Here is a 21105-nt window from a genome sequence, read left to right as displayed (position 1 = left end):
AAGTGTGGCCGCAAAACGGAGATAACTTTTATACAAAGCACAGATTTTTGTGTAAGGGTATTACACAGACGTGCAAGATGCGGTATACTGGCTTCACTTTCCAACGCAGTGAGACAACAGCCCCCGGAAGTCGCAACGAGTTGCAGACCGTCCGGGGGCTGTTTTTGTTTTGGAAAAAATAACGTAATATAGAGGAGTATTCAACAATGCCGCAAACAAAGAAACAGGAAATCGCCTACACCATTATGATGGTCTGTGTTATGGTCTATGCAATGGTCTGCTACAACATCTCGCTGGAAGTCGGCGGGATGCAGAACTTTGTCTTTCTAGCCGCCTTCAGTGAGCTGCCCATTATGGGCGTGATTGCTTTCCTGTTGGACACCTTCCTTGTTGGCCCCACGGCGATGCGCATTGCCACAAGCTGGTTCACCCCCGGCAAGGACAAGCAGGTTTTCCTGATTGCTGCTATCTCCTGCCTGTCCGCGTGGATGATGTGCCCGCTGATGAGCTTCTTTGCCACGCTTCTTTTTAAGGACAGCCACAACGCGAACTTCATTGCCATCTGGGTGCAGACCACCGCGCTGAACTATCCCATGGCCTTCCTGTGGCAGCTGTGCGCCGCAGGCCCGCTGGTGCGCTTCCTGTTCGGCAAGGGACTGGCACTGGTCAAGAAAGATAGATAATTATTTCACAAAGCATCGACAAAAAAACACAATCCGCATTTTGTCCAAATAAAACTGCACAAAAACCACTTGCCAAATTTGGCAATAGTGCTATAATACGGCTGGACTTGGGAAATGGGTACACTTATTTAAGTAGGAACAAATCCCCGGTTCAAAAGCTCTCAAAGAGTGAGGTGCATTGCATGAATGATGTGAACGACCTGATGCAGACCATTTTGGAGATGGACGCTGCCCAGCGCAAGGCCACCGAAAAGGCCAAACTGGAACGCACCGCCCGGCTGGCTGCACTGGACGAGCAGAAGCAGAAGATTTTCGCGGAGTGCAACGCCCGCGAAAAGGCAGAGTCCGAAGCCGCCGCCAAGGCAGCCGAGGAGGGCAACGCCGCCGCGATGGCTGCGCTGGAAAAGCAGCGCCAGCAGGCGGCCGAGGCCATGACTGCCGCCGCCAAGGCCCACGAGGCCGCATGGTGCGCTGAGCTTGTACAGCGCACCTTGGGCGGGGAGGCTGCACAATGAGCAATACGGGTAAGGCCAGTGGCAATGCCGTGCTGGCCAAGGCCCGCGCCCTGTACGGCCGCCGCCTGCGGGCGGACGATTACCGCCGCCTGATGGGCTGCCGTACCATGCCGGAGCTGGCCACAGCCCTGAAGGAGTACCCGCTGTACGCGGAGGCACTGGCGGAGGTAAACCCCCAGTACGCCCGCCGCGCCCAGCTGGAAGGCCTGCTGCGCCAGAGCCTGTACGCCCGCTATGACAGCCTTTGCCGCTATGACCGCAGCGCAGGCAGCAAGGTGTATGAGTATTTCACCCTCTGCTGTGAGGTGGACGAGCTGACCGCCGCCATGCGCTGCCTGGATGCAGGCCGCCCCGGCGATTACCTGTTCCGCCTGCCGGAGTTCATGCAGCAGCGCTGCTGCATTGACCTCTACGCGCTGGCCAAGGCCACGGGTCTGGATGGGATTCTGGCTGCCGTGGTGGGCACGCCGTGGGAAAAGGTGCTGGCACCGCTGAAAACGGCCAGAACCGACCGCGGCCTGACCGCACAGGCAGAGCCCCTTTTGCAGGACCGCCGTCACAAAGCGCTTGTGGCGCTGGCCCCGGCAGGGAAGGGGACGGCGGCGGAGCCGGGCCTGCGGGAGCTGATTGAGCTCGAGTGCGATACCTCCGCGGTGTCCAACGCAGCGCGGCTGATTCGCATCGGCGCGCCGGATTCCGTGGTGCGCACCAACGCCCGCCGCGACTGCACGGCCCTGACCGATGCCGAGTGGGAGTATCTGCTGGCGGCACACGATTTGGCGGATTTCAAGGCGCGCTTTGCCAAGACTAAGTATGGCCCGTTGCTGGCCCACCATGAGTATTCGGTGCTGAAGGAGGGCTTCTTCCACTACCGGTGCGACTGGTGCCGCAAATGGCTGCGCTTTTCCACCAACCCCACGCTGGTTATGCTGTGCTATGTATGGCTGGCCCGGTGTGAGGTGCAGGACCTTGACCACATCATCGAGGGTGTGCATTACAAGCTGCCGCCCGAGGAGCTCAAAGGTCTGCTGATGGGATTTGATGAGAACGACTGAGTAAGCCTGCCGAAAGCCCTGCAGGGGCCGCCCCTGCAGAAAACGGCATAAGGAGTGTGAACTGATTGGTTGAAAAGATGAAACTGGTGCGGGTGCAGGGCACAATGGACCAGCTGAACGAGTTTATCGGCTCGTGCTGCATGGACGGACGCTTTGACCTGGAACCGGCAACCAGATATATGTCGGAATCGCTGGGGTACGGCGCCCTGAATGAGGAAAACCCCCATACCGCGATTCGTGACCAGATTGAGACAATGGCCAAAGAGGCAGACATAGAGCTGCACGAGGGCCAGCAGCACAGCGACCCGGTGGATGCCGAGGGCCGCAGTTATCTGAGCGACCTGCTGGAACAGATTGATGACCTCTGCGCGGAGCGCAAGGTTCTGCTGGACCAGAAGAAGCTCTGCGAGGACGGCATTGCGCAGTACAGCCACTTTACCGGCCTGAAGGTCAACATGGATGATATTCTGGACTGCCAGCACGTCAAAATCCGCTTCGGCTTCCTGCCGACGGAAGGCTACAACAAGCTGATGAACAACTACGGCGATGACCCGTATCTGCTGTTCGTGCCCTGCAGCCAGACCAAGACCGGCTACTGGGGCGTCTATATGACCCCCCGGGAGAAGGCGCTGGAGACAGACGGTATCTTCTCAATGCTCTACTTTGAGCCGGTGCACGTGCCCGGCGCAGCGGGCTCGCCGGAGGAAATCATCGCCCACTTCCAGGAAAACCTTGACGTTGTCAACAAGAGCGTGGACGATGTCAACGGCCGCATTGCCGCCCTGTGGCAGGCCAATGCGGACAAGGTGCAGCTGCTGTACAACACAGCCTGCTATTACGCCGCCGTCTATGACCTGCGCCGTATGGCCGCAGTCAAGGGGCAGCACTTCTTCTGCGTCGGCTGGGTCCCGGCGTCAGAGGTGGAGGAGATAGTCGGCAAGGCGCGGGCCATCCGCGGCCTGCGCGTCACGGTGGATGAACCGGAATCCGCCGGCAGGATGACACCCCCCACCAAGCTGAAAAACCCCTGGTGGAGCCGCCCTTTTGAGTTTTTCGTCGAAATGTACGGTCTGCCTGCCTATGGCGAGACAGATGTCACCGGCTTTGTAGCCATCACCTTCACTGTGCTGTTCGGCATGATGTTTGGTGATGTCGGGCAGGGCATTGTGCTGGCGCTGTTCAGCACCTTTATGTGGAAGGTCAAGCACAATGACCTGTTCCACCTGATGATTCCCTGCGGCATTTCGAGCACGATTTTCGGACTGGTTTATGGTTCTCTCTTTGGCTACGAGGAGGCCCTTGACCCGCTTTACCACGCACTGGGCATGGCTGGTAAGCCTGTCTCGGTTATGGATTCCATCACCGGCATCCTGATGGTGGCCGTGTATATCGGCGTTATTCTGGTGCTGGCAGCCATGTGCCTGAATATGTACACCCACGCCCGTCACAAGGAGTGGGGCGAGTTCATCTTTTCGCCCAACGGCGTGGTGGGTATGATTACCTACCTGTGTGGCGTGGATCTGGCCAGCGCCTTTATGGGTGCTGTGACCTTTATGCCGCAGACGCTGGCGGTGGTCGGTATGGTGGCAGGCCTGATTCTGCTGCTCTTTGCCGAGCTGCTGGCCCCGATGGTGGAGGGCAAGCCCTGGAAGCCTGCGGGCGGTATGGGCAACTACCTGATGCAGAGCGTTTTTGAGCTGCTGGAAACGGTGTTGAGCTATCTGTCCAACACCATTTCCTTCCTGCGTGTGGGCGCGTTCGTCATCGTCCACGCCAGTATGATGATGGTTGTCTTTACGCTGGCCGGTACGCCCAACAACATTCTGGTTGTCATTCTGGGCAACATCGTGGTCATCTGTCTGGAGGCGTTGCTGTCCGCCATTCAGGGCATCCGTCTGGAATTCTATGAGATGTTCAGCCGCTGCTACAAGGGCGGCGGGCGCAAGTTCACGGCCTTCAATCTGGCCAAGAACAAAGTGTAAAAAGGAAAGTATAAACTTAAAATTATGGAGGGTTCCGTTATGAAAACCAAGTTCAGCAAGCTGTTTGTTACCATTCTGATTGTTGCCGCCGTGACCTGCTGCGGCGCACTGGGCGTCTTTGCTGCCGACGATACCGCCGACACCGCCGCTGCCACCACCGCCTCCGAGACGGTCAACAATGACAATGACCACAACTCCTCCCTGAGCATCGGTCTGGTGGCCGCTGCTCTGGCAACCGGTCTGGCCGGTATCGGCGGCGGCATGGCCGTTGCCTCCGCAGCGCCTGCTGCTATCGCTGCCAACAGCGAGAACGAAAAGACCTTCGGTAAGAGCCTGATCTTCGTCGCTCTGGGCGAGTCCATTGCTCTGTACGGTCTGGTTATCTCCATCATGATTCTGTCCAAGCTGGTGTAACGCCATGCGGTTCTTTCTCATCAGCGATAACTCCGACGCTATGAACGGCCTGCGTCTGGCGGGCATTGAGGGCACCGTTGCCCGCAGCGAGGCCGATTTGCGCCATGCACTGGCCGACGCCGCCAACCAGCCGGATATCGCCGTGCTGCTGGTCACGGAAAAAATCGCCGAGACCTACACGGCTGTGCTGGACAATGCCCGCGCAGCCGGGGGGCCGCTGCTCATCACCGTGCCCTCCACCGGCGGCGGTGCTGCCGGTAAGGACCGCCTGACCCGCTACATCCGCGAGGCCATCGGCGTCAAGATTTGAGAGGTGTGACCATGAACGAATTAGATACCCGCGCAGAGCGCTTTCTGGCGTCCATCCGCGCTGAGGGCGAGGCAGCCTGCGCCGCAATCCGCGCCGAAACCGAGCGCACGATTGACAGCCAGCTGGAGGAAACGCGCAAGGCCGAAAACACCCGTGTGGAGCGCACCCTGCGCTTTGAGACCGAGCGCGCCCGCACCCGCGCCAACCGCGACCTGAGTGCCGCCCGTATGGCCGCCCGCGCCACGCTGGCCGCCCAGCGCCAGCAGATTGCAGACGAAACCTTTGCCAAGGCGCGTGAGCAGCTGGCCGCCTTTGCCGCCGGTGAAAAATACGCCGCGTGGCTGCAGACCGAGGCCGTTGCGCTGGCCGAGGCTCTGGGCGAGAATGTGGAGCTCTACGCTCGCAAGGCGGATTTGCCGCTGCTGCAGGGCGTGAAGCTGCCCGCAGGCGCTACGCTGACCGCCGATGATACCATCGGAATCGGCGGTCTGAAGGGCAGGAACGCCGCCAAGGGTCTGGCTGCAGACGATACACTGGCGGCGCGTCTGGACGCCCAGCATGAGTGGTTCCTGCAGAACGCCGGGCTGGAAATCAATATTTGAGGGGCAAAGCAATGGAAAATAAAATTTACAGCATCAATGGCCCCGTTGTCACCATCAAGGGCAAAACCAATCTGGAAATGATGGAGATGGTCTATGTCGGCAAGGCACGTCTGGTCGGCGAGGTCATCCGTATGAACGAAAAGGAAACCACCATCCAGGTCTATGAGGAGACTGGCGGCCTGAAGGCAGGGGAGCCGGTCGAGAGCACGGGCGGCCCGCTGTCCGTCACCCTCGGCCCCGGCATCCTGCGCAACATCTATGACGGCATCCAGCGCCCGCTGCCCGCCATCGAGAGCCATATGGGCAGCTTTATCGAGCGCGGCGCCCATGAGCCCTCTCTGGACGAGAGCGCCAAGTGGGACGTGACCGTGACCGTCAAGGCAGGGGAGACCCTGACTCCCGGCCAGATTTACGCCACCTGCCCCGAGACTCCGGCCATCCAGCACCGCTGCATGGTGCCGCCGACGGTTTCCGGTACGGTGACGTGGGTGGCCGACAACGGCAGCTACACCGTCAACGAGCCTGTCGTCAAGCTGACCGACGCCAAGGGCAAGGAGCACACGCTGACCCTGTGCCAGAAGTGGCCCATCCGCCTGCCGCGTCCCTCGGCTGAGCGTATGACCTCGCCCCGCCCGCTGATTACAGGCCAGCGCGTCATTGATACGATGTTCCCGCTGGCCAAGGGCGGCGCGGCGGCCATCCCCGGCGGCTTTGGCACCGGCAAGACGATGACCCAGCACCAGATTGCAAAATGGTGCGACGCCGACATTATCATCTATGTTGGTTGCGGCGAGCGCGGCAACGAGATGACCCAGGCGCTGCAGGAATTCAGCGAGCTGGTTGACCCCCGCACCGGCAAGAGCCTGATGGACCGCACGGTGCTGATTGCCAACACCTCCAATATGCCGGTGGCCGCCCGTGAGGCGTCCATCTACACCGGCATCACGCTGGCGGAGTATTACCGCGATATGGGCTACCACGCCGCCATGATGGCGGACTCCACCTCCCGCTGGGCTGAGGCTCTGCGTGAAATCAGCGGCCGTCTGGAGGAAATGCCCGCCGATGAAGGCTACCCCGCCTACCTGCCCAGCCGTCTGGCCGAGTTCTACGAGCGCGCCGGTTACGTAAAGACGCTGAACGGTGCCGAGGGCTCTGTGTCCGTTATCGGCGCTGTCAGCCCGCAGGGCAATGACTTCTCGGAGCCGGTCACCCAGAACACCAAGCGCTTTACCCGCTGCTTCTGGGCGCTGGATAAGTCTCTGGCCTACGCCCGCCACTATCCCGCTATCAACTGGAACGACTCCTACAGCGAGTATCTGGGCGATCTGGGCGGCTGGTACTATGACAATGTCGGCCACGATTTTATGACCTGCCGTGAGCGCATTGCCAACCTGCTTCTGCAGGAGAACAACCTGATGCAGATTGTCAAGCTGATTGGCTCGGACGTGCTGCCCGATGACCAGAAGCTGACGATTGAGATTGCCCGCGTGATTCGCGTCGGCTTCCTGCAGCAGAACGCTTTCCATGCCGTGGACACCTATGTCCCGCTGGAAAAGCAGCTGAAGATGATGGAAACCATTTTGTATCTGTATGATAAGTGCGCCGCGCTTGTCGCCAAGCAGGTGCCAGTCAGCCGTCTGCTGGCCACCGGCCTGTTTGATGAGCTGGTGCAGATGAAGTATACCGTGCCCAACGACGATTTTACCAAGCTGGACGAGCTGCAGAAGGCAATCGACACCAAGCTGGCTGCCGTGGCACAGGGCTGATGAGGAGGGAATAACATTGATTCTGGAACATATCGGACTTTCCCAAATCAACGGCAGTCTGGTTGTGCTGGATGACGTACCCGGCGTCCAGTACGATGAAATGGTGGAGCTGCATCTGGACGATGGCTCCACCCGCGTCGGCCGTGTTGTCCGTGTGGACGGCGACCGCTGCGTGATTCAGGTGTTTGAGGGCACCCGCGGCCTGAGTCTGGTCAACAACCGCACGGTTATGACCGGCCACCCTATGATGATGGATCTGAGCCCCGAGCTGCTGGGCCGCGTGCTGGACGGTCTGGGCCGCCCCATTGACGGTCTGGGCGATATCTACCCGGTGGCCCGCCGCGATGTCAACGGCGCGCCCATCAACCCGGTCAGCCGTGTCTACCCGCGCAACTACATCCACACCGGCATTTCCTCCATCGACTGCCTGGCCACGCTGATTCGCGGCCAGAAGCTGCCGATTTTCTCCGGCTCCGGCATGAAGCACAATGAGCTGGCAGTCCAGATTGTCCGTCAGGCCAGTGTGGCCGATGGCTCTGACTTCGCCATCGTCTTTGCCGCTATGGGCGTCAAGAATGACGTTGCCTCCTACTTCCGCGAGAGCTTTGAGAGCTGCGGCGCTATGGAGCGTGTGGTCATGCTGCTGAACCTGGCCAATGACCCCATCATTGAGCGTATCATTACCCCCCGTGCCGCGCTGACCGTGGCCGAGTATCTGGCCTTTGACCTGAACAAGAACGTGCTGGTTATCCTGACCGATATGACAAGCTACTGCGAGGCCCTGCGTGAGTTCTCCTCCTCCAAGGGCGAGATTCCCGGCCGTAAGGGCTTCCCGGGCTACCTGTATTCCGATCTGGCCAGCCTGTACGAGCGCGCCGGTATCATCAAGGGCAGCAAGGGCTCTGTGACCCAGATTCCGATTCTGACCATGCCCGGCGATGACATTACCCACCCCATCCCCGACCTGACCGGCTATATCACCGAGGGTCAGATTGTGCTGGACCGCGGTATGGACGCCACCGGCCTCTATCCGCCGGTGTCCGTGCTGCCCAGCCTGTCCCGTCTGATGAAGGACGGCATCGGTGCAGGCTACACGCGTGAGGACCATGTCACGCTGTCCAACCAGCTGTTCGCCTGCTATGCCAAGGTGCAGGATGCCAAGGCACTGGCCAGTGTTATCGGCGAGGAAGAGCTCTCCGAGAGCGATAAGCAGCTGATGGCCTTTGGCCGCGCCTTTGAGCAGGAGTTCATCGGGCAGGGCAACACCGACCGCACGATGGAGCAGACGCTCGATTTGGGCTGGGAGCTGCTGGCCACGCTGCCCCGCAACGCGCTGGACCGCTGCGATGCCGCCACGCTGGATAAATACTACGAGCCCGCCAAGGCGAGAATTGAGAAAGATAAAAGATAATAGATAAAAGATAATAAAAAGTGTGGCGTTTTGGCCGAAAGGCCAAAACAAAATATATTTCAAGCCGCGTCAGCGGCGAACCACCGTATTTATTATCTATTATCTTTTATCTATTATCTAAAGTTAAGGAGTTCACAATGGCACAGCAGGTTTTTCCCACAAAATCAAACCTGATGGCGACCAAGCGCAGTCTGGCACTGGCCACACAGGGCTATGACCTGATGGACCGCAAGCGCAACATTCTGGTGCGTGAGATGATGCAGCTCATCGACCGCGCTGCCGGGATTCAGGACCGCATTTCCGCGGCCTATGCCGAAGCCTATGACGCGCTGAAAAAGGCGAACATCATGCTGGGCTCCGTCGGCGGCTATGCCGCCGGTGTACCGGTGGAGCGCGGGGTGCAGATGAGCACCCGCAGCGTTATGGGTGTGGAGCTGCCCACGCTGAAGCTGAACACCACCGCGCCGCTGGGGTTGTACTATGATTTGGAATCCACCAACGGCACGCTGGACGTGGCCTACCTCAAATTCAATGAGGTCAAGACCCTGACCGTGGAGCTGGCCGAGGTGGAGACCAGCGTTATCCGCCTTGCGCAGGCTATCCAGAAAACCCAGAAGCGTGCAAACGCGCTGGGCAACGTGCAGATACCCCAGATGCAAAAGACCATCAAGTCCATTGACGAGGTCCTGAGCGAGCGCGAGCGCGAGGAGTTCAGCCGCCTGAAGGTTATCAAGGCACAAAAAGAAAAAGAGGAAGCGTAAGGCTTCCGTTTTGACCCGGCCCGGTGCCGGGTCTTTTTTAGTGGAATTTTCACAAAGTGACCGCTACTTTTCTAAATGGCGCTGATAAAAAAATAACGGTATAATTAAGACAGGCTATGAAATCATCGGCCATTACGGCCGATACAATAAAAGGAGAGAAATTCTATGGCAAGTCGCATTGTACTGAACACGATCTCTTATCACGGCCACGGTGCTATCGAGAACATCGTTCCCGAGCTGACCGCCCGCGGCTACACGAAGGCTTTTGTCTGCTCTGACCCCGACCTGATTAAGTTCGGTGTCACCAAGAAGGTTACTGACCTGCTGGATGCTGCCAACTTCGCTTACAGCGTCTACAGCGAGATTAAGCCCAACCCCACCATCCAGAATGTTCAGGACGGCGTTGCTGCCTTCAAGGCTGCCGGTGCAGACTGCATCGTCACCATCGGCGGCGGCTCCTCTATGGATACCGCTAAGGCCATCGGCATCATCATCAACAACCCCGAGTTTGCGGACGTCCGCAGCCTGGAGGGTGTGGCCCCCACCAAGAAGCACGCTGTCTTTACCATCGCAGTGCCCACCACCGCCGGCACCGCTGCTGAGGTTACCATCAACTACGTCATCACCGATGTTGAGAAGAAGCGCAAGTTCGTCTGCGTTGACACCAATGACATCCCCGAGATTGCCGTTGTTGACCCCGATATGATGTCCAGTATGCCCAAGGGCCTGACCGCCGCTACCGGTATGGACGCCCTGACCCACGCCATTGAGGGCTACATCACCAAGGGCCACTGCACCATCTCCGATATGTTCCATCTGGAGGCCATCAAGCTGATTTCCGAGAATCTGCGCGGCGCCGTGCAGAACACCCCGGAGGGCCGCGAGGGTATGGCTCTGGGCCAGTACATCGCTGGTATGGGCTTCTCCAATGTGGGCTTAGGCATTGTCCACAGCATGGCACACGGCCTGTCCGCCCTGTATGACACCCCCCATGGCGTTGCCTGCGCCATCATCCTGCCCACCGGTCTGGAGTACAACAAGACCGTTGCAGGCGAGCGTTACCGCGCAGTCGGCAAGGCTATGGGCGTTACCGGCATTGACGAGATGAACGATGCCGAGGCTGCCGATGCAACGATTGCCGCCGTCAAGAAGCTCTCTGCCGATGTCGGCATCCCCGCCGACCTGAAGGGCATCCTGAAGGAGGAGGACGTCCAGTTCCTGGCTGAGTCCGCCTTTGCAGACGCCTGCTGCCCCGGCAACCCCCGCGACACCAGCGTGGAGGAAATCAAGGAGCTGTACCGCGGCCTGCTGTAATTGATAATCGCATAAAGTAAGAGGGAAGCTGCCCGCAAGAGCAGCCTCCCTCTTTTTGTTTGTGCAGGACTGCATAAAAACAGCCCCGGAGGCACAGCCTCCGGGGCAATCTTGTGGTGCAGATACTCATAAGAGATTTAGTAAAGTTTCATCGGCAGACGCAATCGTATTCAAATTTTGAACATTCGCACTTGTTGTAGTTATGGCATTCCTTATGGTGATTCCCGCCCTTGCATAAGAGAAGAGCGCTCTGAACGAACAAAACTGAAAAGAGGAGCCACACAAAACGGTGGCTCCTCTTTCCCATTATAAGTTTTACATGGTCTAACCTAACGAATACAGGAAATTCAGGTACGGCAGGAAAGGGAAAACTTTAGAATTTTAAAATTAGGTAAAGCAAACGGTGAGTAATGAACAAATTCGCTGTACTACACAGTAAACCACGTTATACATTGGTGGAAGAAATCGGTGACGAAATCTCAACTGTTGGGAAACCCATTCCTTTGATTTCGCTTTGCAAAGTATCCCAGTCAGAACGACTAAACAGCGAAGATGGAATATAAATACTATCGCTAAAAGAAAGATTGCTTTTATATAAATTTTGCAGAATATCAAAATTTGAAAACGTAGCGGTAATCTTTTTAGGATTTTTAAGTGCGAGGATCATTATAAAATCACTGGCAATAAAAAGGCATAGAAGTTTTTCTTTGGATAGGACATTGAGCGGCTGATCATTAAATGGTCTGTACAAGTGGTTGTGAAGTATAGAATTGTCGCTTCGGAATTCAACATACTGTCTGCAGTATGAGTCAGCAGCAGAAAAGCGACGGAAATTTCTTTTTAGAATAAATTTATACCATAAGTTATTTGCCCATATAAAGTAAAATCGTGAATTGTATAATAAGAATATGGATAAAAGAAGAACACAGACGATAAAAAAGATGAACGCATATTGTGAGCCATATTCAGGCGATGCGAAAAGAATTGGAATTTCGGTACTATAGGATATGAACAGAAATCCAATTATAGCAGAAATAATAAACGATAAAAAGCGAGGAAAAGTTGACCATTTCGATAATAGGATGGTTTGAAGAGACGGCTCTACAATGGTCGAAAGATACATATGCGGTGGCATTTCGGAAATGCATTTAATACCATCAAGGCTACGAATAATTTGACCGCTGCTTGTCATAAAAGAACAACTCCTTTTTATAAGTAATAATAAAAAATAACAAAATAAAGATACAATTCTCTTTATTTAGTGAACGTTCAAAAAGCACCTGACGAGGTGTAAGAACAACACAAAGAATCTTGATTTAATGCTATCATTTGTACCATTCAATGTCAAGATTTTTAACAGGTCTTAGGGTGACCTTAAATTGCCGTTTGTATGATGTGGATATAAAAATGGTCTGCTTGCCGTTACAATGTATTTACGGTAGACACACGCAAAGGGCGCATCTGTGAAATATATTACAAAACCTGTATAAACAAAAAAGCGAGGGACATCCCTAGCCGTACATCAAATTATATAGAAAAACAAAAATCGAGTGTCCATAGGTCAAATACCTTATGAACACTCGATATAATCGAGGTGACAGGACTCGAACCTGCGGCCTCGTGGTCCCAAACCACGCGCGCTACCAACTGCGCAACACCTCGTTCTTATAACTTACCTATTATAATACACGTGCGGCGTGCGCGTCAAGCCCCGGCGTGTGCTTTTTTATAGCACTTTTTTATAGCACTTTGCGGGGCACAGGCTGCAAAAAAGCCTCCCGGTGAAGGGAGGCCGGAGGTTACTTCATATTTTTCCGCAGGGTGGCCAGCAGGGTGTCCACGCTGATGGGTTTGGCAATGTGGTCATTCATACCGGCCTCAAAGGCGCGCTGCTTGTCCTCCTCAAAGGCGTTGGCGGTCATGGCGATGATGGGCAGCCCGGCGCGGTCATCCGGCATGGCGCGGATGGCGCGGGCGGCGGCATAGCCGTCCATATTGGGCATCTGAATATCCATCAGCACGGCGGCGTAATACCCGGCGGGCTTGCTCTGCAGCAGTTCCAGACATTGCAGGCCGTCCGCGGCGCGGTCAACCAATATTCCGTTCTCCTGCAGGAAGGTAATTGTAATCTCGGCGTTGAGGTCATTGTCCTCGGCCAGAAGAAGGTGCTTGCCCGCCAGCTCGGCGGCGGGGTTGGCGGCCTGTGCCCGGCGGCGGGGCAGCTGCTCCTCGGTGGCGATGGGGAAGGGGAGAATGACCGTGAAGGTGGAACCAACGCCCGACTTGCTCGTTACATCAATCGTGCCGTGCATGAGCTGCACAAGCGATTTCACGATCGGCAGGCCAAGGCCGGTGCCCACAACATGGCTCTCGGTGCTGGTGTGCTCACGGGAAAATTCCTCAAAGATGTGGGGCAGATATTCCTCACTCATACCGATGCCGTCATCCTGCACAACAACCTTGTAGCGCAGGGTGCCGGGCTCCTCGCCGGGAAGCTCGGTCATGGAAAAGCTGACGTGGCCGCCCTCGGGGGTGTACTTGATGGCGTTGCTGAGGATATTCAGGAAAACTTCGCGCACCTTCGTGCGGTCGCTGAGCACATAGGGGTGCTCAATATGTACGGTGGACTTTGTCTCGATGTGCTTTTCCGCGGCCAGCGGGTCAAAGACGGCCGACAGGGATTCCACCAGCTCCCGCACGTCCGAGGGCTCCGGTTTCAGCGTGGCCTTGCCGCTTTCAATGCGGGCCATTTCCAGCACATAGTTGATAAGGGAAAGCAAAAAATCGCTGGAGGAGCGTATTTTTCCCAGATAATCGCGGGCGCGCTCCGGCTCGTCCAGATGGTCCTCCAGCAGCTGGGCGTAGCCGATGATGGCGTTCATCGGGGTGCGGATGTCGTGGCTCATATTGAACAGAAACCGCGTTTTGGCTGCGTTGGCGGCTTGCGCCTCGCGGGCGGATTTCTCCAGCTCGGCAGCGTGCACGGTGTCTTTATAGCGGCGCAGCGCGGTCTGCCAGTAGCCCAGCGCAATCAACGCGGGCAGCACAAACAGGATGATAACCTCAAACGCCAGTATCGTGGGGGTAATCCACCCGGCCTTGGGGCGTATCTCAAAATACCACGTGTCATTGGGCACCGCGCAGGCAACCTCATAGCAGTCACCGCCCACAGGGGTGTCACCCTGCGCAATGACCACGTGCTCGCCCTCGTGGCCGGCTTTCCAAATCAGGTATTCATAGGAGGCGTTCTGCAGCTTGTCAATCTGGATTTTGTCAAGAAAGCTCTCCCAGTCCAGCACCAGCATGGAAAAGCCCCAGAACTTCTGGTTTCCGCTTTCATCGGCGGTGTAGATGGGGTCAAACAGCAGCGCGCCGGTGCCGCCCTGCACCAGCTCAAATGGGCCGGCAATCGTGTACTGGCCGCTTTCCTTGGCGAGGTTGGCCTCGACCTTGCGCTCCGAGTGCTGCAAGAAATTGAGCCCGATGGCGTCCACGTTGCCCGCAAGGGGATAGACGTTCTGCACCACGCCGCCGGGGGCCAGCTCAATGGCCTTGATGACGCCGTCCTCATCGGACATCAGCTCGGACAGGGAGGCAAACTCCTGATTGCTGATGGTGTAGCCGCTGCTGACGATATTCTTCAGCAAATCAGATTCGGCAAGGTAGCGGTTGAGCTGTGCCTCCACATTGGCAACGGTGGATTCCGCCGTGTAGGCGGCCTTGAGCTGCTCCTGCTGCTTGGTGGTGTGGTTGAATAGGGCAAGGGCAGCGGCCAGCAGCAGAAAGCAGAGCAAAAAGACAAGATTCGCCCGCCGCTGTATGGCCGTCTGTTTGTGTTCTTGTTTCATATATAGTACACTCTTACGTAAAATTCTAGAATAAGGGCAAATATATGTTCATTATAGTAAATCCTGGGGGAATTTGCAAGGGATTTGCCAGGCAGGAACACAAATAAATAGCTTTCCGGTAGGAAAAAGAACTTTACAACACGGCGAGCCGCAGCAGGCCCAGCATCAGCAGGTGCGCGGGATAGAACGCATAGAAGAACCATTTATAAAAGGTACGTCCGTGCCCGGTGCGCTGGCCGTTGTACAGGTACAGAATAAAGAAGCCGGAGACAAGAATCGGCAAACCGCAGCCGAGGGCATCCGCCAGCAGCCCGCTGCCCAGCCACGCCATACCGCCGTACAGCAGGGCGGCAATGACAAAGGCGAGCTTTTTGCGCGGGCGGGAAGCCCCGGCCCACGAAAAGAGCAGCGTAAACACCGGGGCCAGCAGTGCCCAGTCACAGAACAGCGAGGCGCAGATTAGCAGCACGATGGCCGCGCCGCGCAGGATGGGGTCGGAGACTTTTTCCTGCACCAGCAGAATCAGAAAGCAGAGCAGCAGGGTGAACAGCATATTGAACTGTACAAAGCCCGCCATGCCATTTTCCGGGAAGGCCAGCTGGTAGGGCAGCTGGGCCAGCACTGCAAACCCCAGCAGCCGCCCGGCGTAGCGCCGCTTGGAGTGGGTGTAGCCGTACCCCTCGACAAGAAAATAGCACATTGTCACGGCGGTAAAGTAGCCGATGTACAAAAACAGATTGGTAAGCGGCGCCCCGGCGGGCAGCAGTGCATTGGCAATATGGTTCAGCAGCATGGTAAGCATGGCCAGCATTTTGATGGAATCGCGTGACATAAGGAAAACCTCTTTTTTGCAAAATAACGAGCAGCTGCTCTACAGTATACCACGAGAAACCGCCGGCCGTCATTGCAGAAAATGCACTTTTTTCGCGCTCCGTGCTTTCTTTCTTGCCACAGCTGCGTTATAATAAAACCCGGTGAAAGGAAGTTATAGGAAGATGAAAGAGTCAACACAGTTCAGCCGCAAGGTGCTCTGCGATGGTATGCGTGACGGCTTCCCCATAGCGCTGGGGTATTTTGCGGTCTCCTTCTCGCTGGGCATTGCGGCGCGCAATGCGGGGCTTACCCCGATGCAGGGCTTCTGGGCCAGCCTGCTCAACAACGCCTCGGCGGGGGAGTATGCAGCCTTTACGCTGATTGCCGCAAGGGCCACCTACTGGGAGGTGGCTGTCATTACCCTGATTGCCAATGCACGGTATCTGCTTATGAGCTGCGCGCTGGCCCAGCGGTTTGCGCCCGAAACGCCGTTTTTCCACCGGCTGCTCATCGGCTACGATGTCACGGATGAGCTGTTCGGCATCACGATTGCGCGGCCCGGGCCGCTGAACCCCTACTATACCTACGGCGCCATCCTGCTGGCGGCCCCCGCGTGGGCCATCGGCACGGCACTGGGGATTCTGGCGGGCAACGCGCTGCCCCTGCGCATTGTCAGCGCGCTGAGTGTGGCGCTGTACGGTATGTTCCTGGCCATCATCATCCCCCCGGCGCGGAAAAACCGCATTGTGGCGGCGCTGGTGCTCCTCAGCTTTGCGCTGAGCTTCGCCTGCAACTATCTGCCGGGTGTGTCGGCGCTGAGTGACGGCACCCGCACCATCATCCTGACGGTGGTTATCTCCGCCGCAGCGGCGGTGCTGTTCCCGGTTAAGCAGGAGGAGACGGCCCAATGAACAACTACATTTATATAGCGGTTATGGCGCTGGTGTCCTACACCATCCGCATCCTGCCGCTTACCCTGATTCGCAAGCCCATCAAGAACCAGTTCATTCAGTCTTTTTTGTACTATGTGCCCTATGTCACGCTGGCGGTTATGACCTTCCCGGCCATCATCGCGGCCACCCAGACGCCGATTTCCGGCGCGGTGGCGCTGGCCGCGGGCATTGTTGCCGCATGGTGCGGTGCCGGGCTGTTCCCGGTGTCGGTCATCTGCTGCGTGTTGGTGTTTGTGATTGAGCTGTTTGTATAAAAGGCGGGCGGCCAATGGCCGCCCTTTTACTTCGCTGTATGAGGAAAACTTATGATTGACGCCATAAAAATCCGCGGGGCGCGGGTGCACAACCTGAAAAATATTGACGTGGATGTGCCGCTGAACAAGATTGTCGGCATTGCGGGTGTGTCCGGTTCCGGCAAGTCCTCGCTGGCGCTGGGTGTGCTCTATGCCGAGGGCTCGCGCCGGTATCTGGACGCGCTCTCTACCTACACCCGCCGCCGTATGACGCAGGCCGCCAAGGCACAGGTGGATGAGGTGCTCTACGTCCCGGCGGCGCTGGCGCTGCACCAGCGGCCCGGCGTGCCGGGTATCCGCAGCACCTTCGGCACAGGAACCGAGCTGCTGAACAGCCTGCGGCTGATGTTCTCCCGTCTCGCCAGCCACCGCTGCCCCAATGGGCATTACATCCCGCCGACGCTGAACGTGGCGGCAGAGCAGCCCATCTACTGCCCGGAATGTGGGGCGCGGGTCCACGCACCGTCCGCCGAGGAGCTCGCCTTCAACAGCCAGGGTGCCTGCCGCACCTGTGACGGAACCGGGCTGGTGCGCACTGTGGACCGCACCACCCTTGTGCCGGACGACTCCCTCACGATTGATGAAGGCGCTGTCGCCCCATGGAACAGCCTGATGTGGTCATTGATGACCGACGTCTGCCGCGCAATGGGCGTGCGCACCGATGTGCCGTTCCGGGAGCTGACCGACCGGGAAAAGGATATTGTGTTCAACGGCCCGGCGGAGAAAAAGCATATCTTCTACAAGGCCAAGAACACCCCGGAGGCCGGGGAGCTCGACTTTACCTATTTCAACGCGGTTTACACGGTGGAAAATGCTCTGGCCAAGGTCAAGGACGAGAAGGGTATGAAGCGGGTGGAAAAGTTCCTGCGCACCGATGTCTGCCCTGACTGCGGCGGCTCGCGCCTGTCGGAGGCGGCCCGCGCACCGCGGCTGCGGGGCATTGGCCTGGACGAGGCTTGCAAAATGACGCTGACCGCCCTGTGCGACTGGGTGGACGGCGTACCCGCCAGCCTGCCGCCCGAAATGCGCCCGATGGCCGAGAGCATCTGCGAGTCCTTCCGCGTTGGGGCCAAGCGGCTGATGGATTTAGGGCTGGACTATCTGACGCTCGACCGTGCCTCATCCACCCTTTCCACAGGGGAGCGCCAGCGGATGCAGCTGGCCCGCGCCGTGCGCAACCGCACCACTGGCGTGCTCTATGTGCTGGATGAGCCGTCCATCGGGCTGCACCCCTCCAACATCGTGGGGCTGAACGGTGTGATGCACGATTTGATTGCGGACGGCAACTCGGTGGTGCTGGTTGACCATGATACCCAGGTGCTGGCGGAATCCGATTGGCTGATTGAGATGGGCCCCGAGGCGGGCGCAGGCGGCGGGCGCGTCATTGCACAGGGGACGGTGGCCGACCTGACCGCGAACTCGGCATCCCAGATAGGCCCCTTTCTGAGCGGGGCAGGGAACGCCGCCCCCGCAGACTGCCCGGCGGAGGAGCTTTTCGCCGAGGGGTGCATCCGGCTTTCGACTGGTGCCATCCACACGGTAAAGCCGCTGGAGGTGACGCTTCCCAAGGGCCGCCTGACCGTGGTGACGGGGGTCTCCGGCTCCGGCAAGACCACGCTGATACTGGAAAGCCTTGTCCCGGCGCTGGCGGCACAGGCGGCGGGCAGCGCCCTGCCTGCCCACGTGAAGGCGGTGCAGGCAGAAGGCATCCGTCAGGTCAAGCTGATTGACGCAACGCCCATCGGCATCAATGTGCGCTCCACAGTAGCAACCTATGCCAACGTCCATGACGAGCTGCGCAAGGTTTTTGCCCGCACCGCCGATGCGAAGCGCCTTGGCTATAAGGCGGGCGATTTCTCCTACAACACCGGCAAGCTGCGCTGCCCGGTCTGCGATGGCACAGGCGTTATCAGTCTGGATGTGCAGTTCCTGCCGGATGTGGAGATCCCTTGCACCGAGTGCCGCGGCTCCCGCTACAGCCGGGACGCGGACGAGATACGGCACGAGAACAAGCACGGCGGCAGCTACACTCTGCCGGAGCTGATGGATATGGACATCAACACGGCGCTGAAGGCCTGCACGGATTTGAAGCTGGTGACCCAACGCCTGCAGGTGCTGCAGGATTTGGGCCTGGGCTACCTGACCCTTGGCGAGGAGACGCCCAGCCTTTCCGGCGGCGAGGCACAGCGGCTGAAGCTGGCCAGCGAGATGGGCCGTGCCCAGCATGACACGGTGTTTGTCTTTGATGAGCCGACCATCGGCCTGCACCCGCTGGATGTGCGCACCCTGCTGGGGGTGTTCCGCACGCTGATCGCCAACGGTGCAACGGTGGTGGTCATTGAGCATGATCTGGACGTAATCCGCAGCGCGGATTATATCATTGATATGGGCCCCGGCGGCGGGGAGGAGGGCGGCCGGATTGTGGCCGCAGGCACCCCCGCGCAGATTAAAGCAACCCCGGAGAGCCGGACAGGACGCTATATCTGAAGAAAGCCAGCAGAGGAAAACGTGATTTTCCTCTGCCGGCTTTTTCTTTGTATATTCTGCACAAAAAATGCACGCTAATTTTGGTGAACGAAAATGAATGAAACTGATTGAATTTGACGGAAAACCTGCTATAATAAAGCCATAGTCAATCATGAAACGTCATAAATCACCAAAATCGCTCAATCAAGACCGGGAAAGGAGCACCAAGCACTATGTTAGCCGAAGAACGCTTTGCCCTGATTCTGAACTTGCTGGCGGAAAAACGCACCGCCACCGTGCAGGAGCTGTGCGAGGCACTGAACGCCAGTGAATCCACCATCCGCCGCGATCTGACCGAGCTTGACCGGCAAGGGCGGCTGAACAAGGTACACGGCGGCGCAACGCTGCCGGACGGCCAGTTTCTGGCCGATGAGCCGACCATGACCGATAAGGAGAGCCTGGCGGTCGGCCAGAAGCGCAGCATTGCGCAGGCCGCAGCCAGCCTGATTCGCGCCAGCGACTTTGTCTACATTGACGCAGGCTCTACCACGCTGGCAATGGTCCGGGCGCTGGGCGGCCCCGCGCTGGACGCCCACTATGTGACCAACGGCATCGCCCATGCGCGGCTGCTGGCACAGAAAAGCTGCCATGTCTGCGTGCCCGGCGGGCTGCTGCGCCCCCGCACCGAGGCCATCATCGGCGCGGCGACGATTACCTCGCTGCAGCAGTTCAACTTCACAAAGGCTTTTCTGGGTGCCAACGGTGTGGCGTTGAACGCAGGCTTCACAACGCCTGACCCGGAGGAGGCCGCCGTCAAGGCCGCCGCGGCCCGCCGTGCGAGGGAAACGTGGTTTCTGGTGGATGATTCCAAATTCGGGCGCATCTACCCGGCGGTCATCAGCGAGCTATACGGCGGTGCGATTCTGACAAACCGCTGCCCAGAACCGAAATACAAACAGCTGACACTGGTAAAGGAGACAGAGCTATGATTTACACAGTGACCTTCAATCCGGCCATTGACTACGTTGTGCGGCTTGACCGCGAACTGAAGGTGGGGGATGTCAACCGCGCCAGAGGTGAGGACTGCGTGCTGGGCGGCAAGGGCATCAATGTGTCCGGCGTGCTGGCCGAACTTGGCTGCGAGAGCGTGGCCCTCGGCTTTGTGGCGGGGGAGACCGGTGCCTGGCTGGAGCGCGGTCTGGCCGCGCAGGGGCTGAAAACCGATTTCGTCCATCTGGAGCACGGTATGACGCGCATCAACGTAAAAATCAAGGCCGAGAAGGAGACCGAGCTGAACGGCGCGGGCCCCGACATCCCGGAAGGCGCCATGCAGGCGCTGGAGACAAAGCTCGACCGGCTGCAGAAGGATGACATTCTGATACTGGCGGGTAGCATCCCGGCCAGTCTGGCCCAGACCACCTATGAGCGCCTGCTGGCCCGGTTGGAGGGGCGCGGCGTCCGTGCTGTGGTAGATGCCACACGCGATTTGCTTGTAAATGTGCTGCGCTACCGCCCCTTCCTCATCAAGCCCAACAACCATGAGCTGAGCGAGATTGTGGGCATCAAGCTGACGAACGATAACGAGGTTGTTACGGCGGCAAAAATGCTGCAGGAGAAGGGCGCACGCAACGTGCTGGTCAGCATGGCGGGCGATGGTGCGCTGCTGCTGGACGAGCAGGGCGGCGTCCACCGCATCGGCTGCCCCAAGGGAACGGTGGTCAACAGCGTTGGCGCGGGGGACAGCATGGTGGCCGGTTTTGTGGCGGGCTACCAGCAAAGCGGCGGCAATTATGACACGGCGCTGCGCCTTGGCACGGCCTGCGGCAGTGCCACAGCCTTCAGTCTGGGGCTGGCCACGCGGCAGGATATTGAGAAGCTGCTCAAAACCATTTGAGTTAAGTATATAAAGAAGGAGACCT

19 protein-coding genes and 1 tRNA gene are annotated in these 21105 nt (G+C 58.0%); 16 read left to right on the top strand and 4 right to left on the bottom strand.

From position 1 onward, the window contains the following. The first annotated feature begins 206 nt into the window (after window positions 1-206). The 11 genes from NE623_RS02685 (at window position 207) to fucO (ending at window position 10813) form a co-directional block, all read left to right on the top strand. On the top strand, window positions 207-683 hold the full coding sequence (locus NE623_RS02685) for a DUF2798 domain-containing protein (protein WP_256271795.1): 477 nt from the start codon (window positions 207-209) through the stop codon (window positions 681-683). A 182-nt stretch (window positions 684-865) separates the two neighbouring features. Next, window positions 866-1198, top strand: coding sequence for a hypothetical protein (locus NE623_RS02680; RefSeq protein WP_256271796.1), 333 nt, complete (start codon window positions 866-868; stop codon window positions 1196-1198). Next, window positions 1195-2253 carry a V0D/AC39 family V-type ATPase subunit gene (locus NE623_RS02675; RefSeq protein WP_256271797.1) on the top strand — a complete coding sequence of 353 codons (1059 nt, stop codon included), beginning with the start codon at window positions 1195-1197 and terminating at the stop codon, window positions 2251-2253. The genes NE623_RS02680 and NE623_RS02675 overlap by 4 nt, the downstream gene beginning before the upstream one ends. Before the next feature lie 65 nt (window positions 2254-2318). Then, the gene (locus NE623_RS02670; RefSeq protein WP_256271798.1) at window positions 2319-4235 is read left to right on the top strand and encodes a V-type ATP synthase subunit I; all 1917 of its coding nucleotides are present in this window, start codon (window positions 2319-2321) and stop codon (window positions 4233-4235) included. Between the two features lie 39 nt (window positions 4236-4274). Then, complete coding sequence (locus NE623_RS02665; RefSeq protein WP_256271799.1) at window positions 4275-4649, top strand: ATP synthase subunit C; 375 nt, start codon at window positions 4275-4277, stop codon at window positions 4647-4649. A 4-nt stretch (window positions 4650-4653) separates the two neighbouring features. After that, window positions 4654-4959, top strand: a complete 306-nt coding sequence (locus tag NE623_RS02660; RefSeq protein WP_256271800.1) for a V-type ATP synthase subunit F — start codon at window positions 4654-4656, stop codon at window positions 4957-4959. 11 nt (window positions 4960-4970) lie between these two features. Next, the gene (locus NE623_RS02655; RefSeq protein WP_256271801.1) at window positions 4971-5561 is read left to right on the top strand and encodes a V-type ATP synthase subunit E; all 591 of its coding nucleotides are present in this window, start codon (window positions 4971-4973) and stop codon (window positions 5559-5561) included. An 11-nt stretch (window positions 5562-5572) separates the two neighbouring features. Then, entirely contained in the window at window positions 5573-7327 is a 1755-nt protein-coding gene (locus NE623_RS02650; RefSeq protein WP_256271802.1) for a V-type ATP synthase subunit A, read from the top strand. Between the two features lie 16 nt (window positions 7328-7343). Next, the gene (locus tag NE623_RS02645) at window positions 7344-8738 is read left to right on the top strand and encodes a V-type ATP synthase subunit B (RefSeq protein WP_256271803.1); all 1395 of its coding nucleotides are present in this window, start codon (window positions 7344-7346) and stop codon (window positions 8736-8738) included. Window positions 8739-8875: 137 nt separating this feature from the next. Next, entirely contained in the window at window positions 8876-9499 is a 624-nt protein-coding gene (locus tag NE623_RS02640) for a V-type ATP synthase subunit D (RefSeq protein WP_256271804.1), read from the top strand. 165 nt (window positions 9500-9664) lie between these two features. Then, window positions 9665-10813 (top strand): lactaldehyde reductase, encoded by a 1149-nt coding sequence (gene fucO, locus NE623_RS02635; RefSeq protein ID WP_256271805.1) that lies wholly within the window; start codon window positions 9665-9667, stop codon window positions 10811-10813. Between the two features lie 445 nt (window positions 10814-11258). On the opposite strand, the gene NE623_RS02630 is transcribed toward fucO, so the two are convergent. The 4 genes from NE623_RS02630 to NE623_RS02615 form a co-directional block, all read right to left on the bottom strand. Beyond that, window positions 11259-12005, bottom strand: a complete 747-nt coding sequence (locus NE623_RS02630; RefSeq protein ID WP_256271806.1) for a hypothetical protein — start codon at window positions 12003-12005, stop codon at window positions 11259-11261. Between the two features lie 397 nt (window positions 12006-12402). Next, window positions 12403-12475, bottom strand: a tRNA-Pro gene (locus tag NE623_RS02625). A gap of 137 nt (window positions 12476-12612) precedes the next feature. Further along, window positions 12613-14661, bottom strand: coding sequence for an ATP-binding protein (locus NE623_RS02620; protein ID WP_256271807.1), 2049 nt, complete (start codon window positions 14659-14661; stop codon window positions 12613-12615). Between the two features lie 133 nt (window positions 14662-14794). Next, on the bottom strand, window positions 14795-15493 hold the full coding sequence (locus NE623_RS02615) for a TraX family protein (protein ID WP_256271808.1): 699 nt from the start codon (window positions 15491-15493) through the stop codon (window positions 14795-14797). 163 nt (window positions 15494-15656) lie between these two features. Between NE623_RS02615 and NE623_RS02610 the strand changes: the two genes are divergently transcribed. The 5 genes from NE623_RS02610 to pfkB all read left to right on the top strand — a co-directional run bounded on the left by NE623_RS02610 (window position 15657) and on the right by pfkB (window position 21080). Beyond that, complete coding sequence (locus NE623_RS02610; protein WP_256271809.1) at window positions 15657-16385, top strand: AzlC family ABC transporter permease; 729 nt, start codon at window positions 15657-15659, stop codon at window positions 16383-16385. Further along, window positions 16382-16681: an AzlD domain-containing protein gene (locus NE623_RS02605; RefSeq protein ID WP_256271810.1), complete on the top strand. Its 300-nt coding sequence runs from the start codon at window positions 16382-16384 to the stop codon at window positions 16679-16681. The genes NE623_RS02610 and NE623_RS02605 overlap by 4 nt, the downstream gene beginning before the upstream one ends. Before the next feature lie 51 nt (window positions 16682-16732). Then, window positions 16733-19207, top strand: a complete 2475-nt coding sequence (locus tag NE623_RS02600) for an excinuclease ABC subunit UvrA (RefSeq protein WP_256271811.1) — start codon at window positions 16733-16735, stop codon at window positions 19205-19207. Between the two features lie 212 nt (window positions 19208-19419). Continuing rightward, window positions 19420-20175 (top strand): DeoR/GlpR family DNA-binding transcription regulator, encoded by a 756-nt coding sequence (locus tag NE623_RS02595; RefSeq protein WP_256271812.1) that lies wholly within the window; start codon window positions 19420-19422, stop codon window positions 20173-20175. Next, window positions 20172-21080 carry a 1-phosphofructokinase gene (gene pfkB, locus NE623_RS02590; RefSeq protein ID WP_256271813.1) on the top strand — a complete coding sequence of 303 codons (909 nt, stop codon included), beginning with the start codon at window positions 20172-20174 and terminating at the stop codon, window positions 21078-21080. The genes NE623_RS02595 and pfkB overlap by 4 nt, the downstream gene beginning before the upstream one ends. Window positions 21081-21105: the final 25 nt, after the last annotated feature.

It is taken from the genome of Gemmiger formicilis (genome assembly GCF_024462815.1).
GTDB lineage: Bacteria > Bacillota > Clostridia > Oscillospirales > Ruminococcaceae > Gemmiger.
Note: the sequence above shows the minus strand (reverse complement) of the source record. Positions and strands in the feature narration are given on the sequence as shown.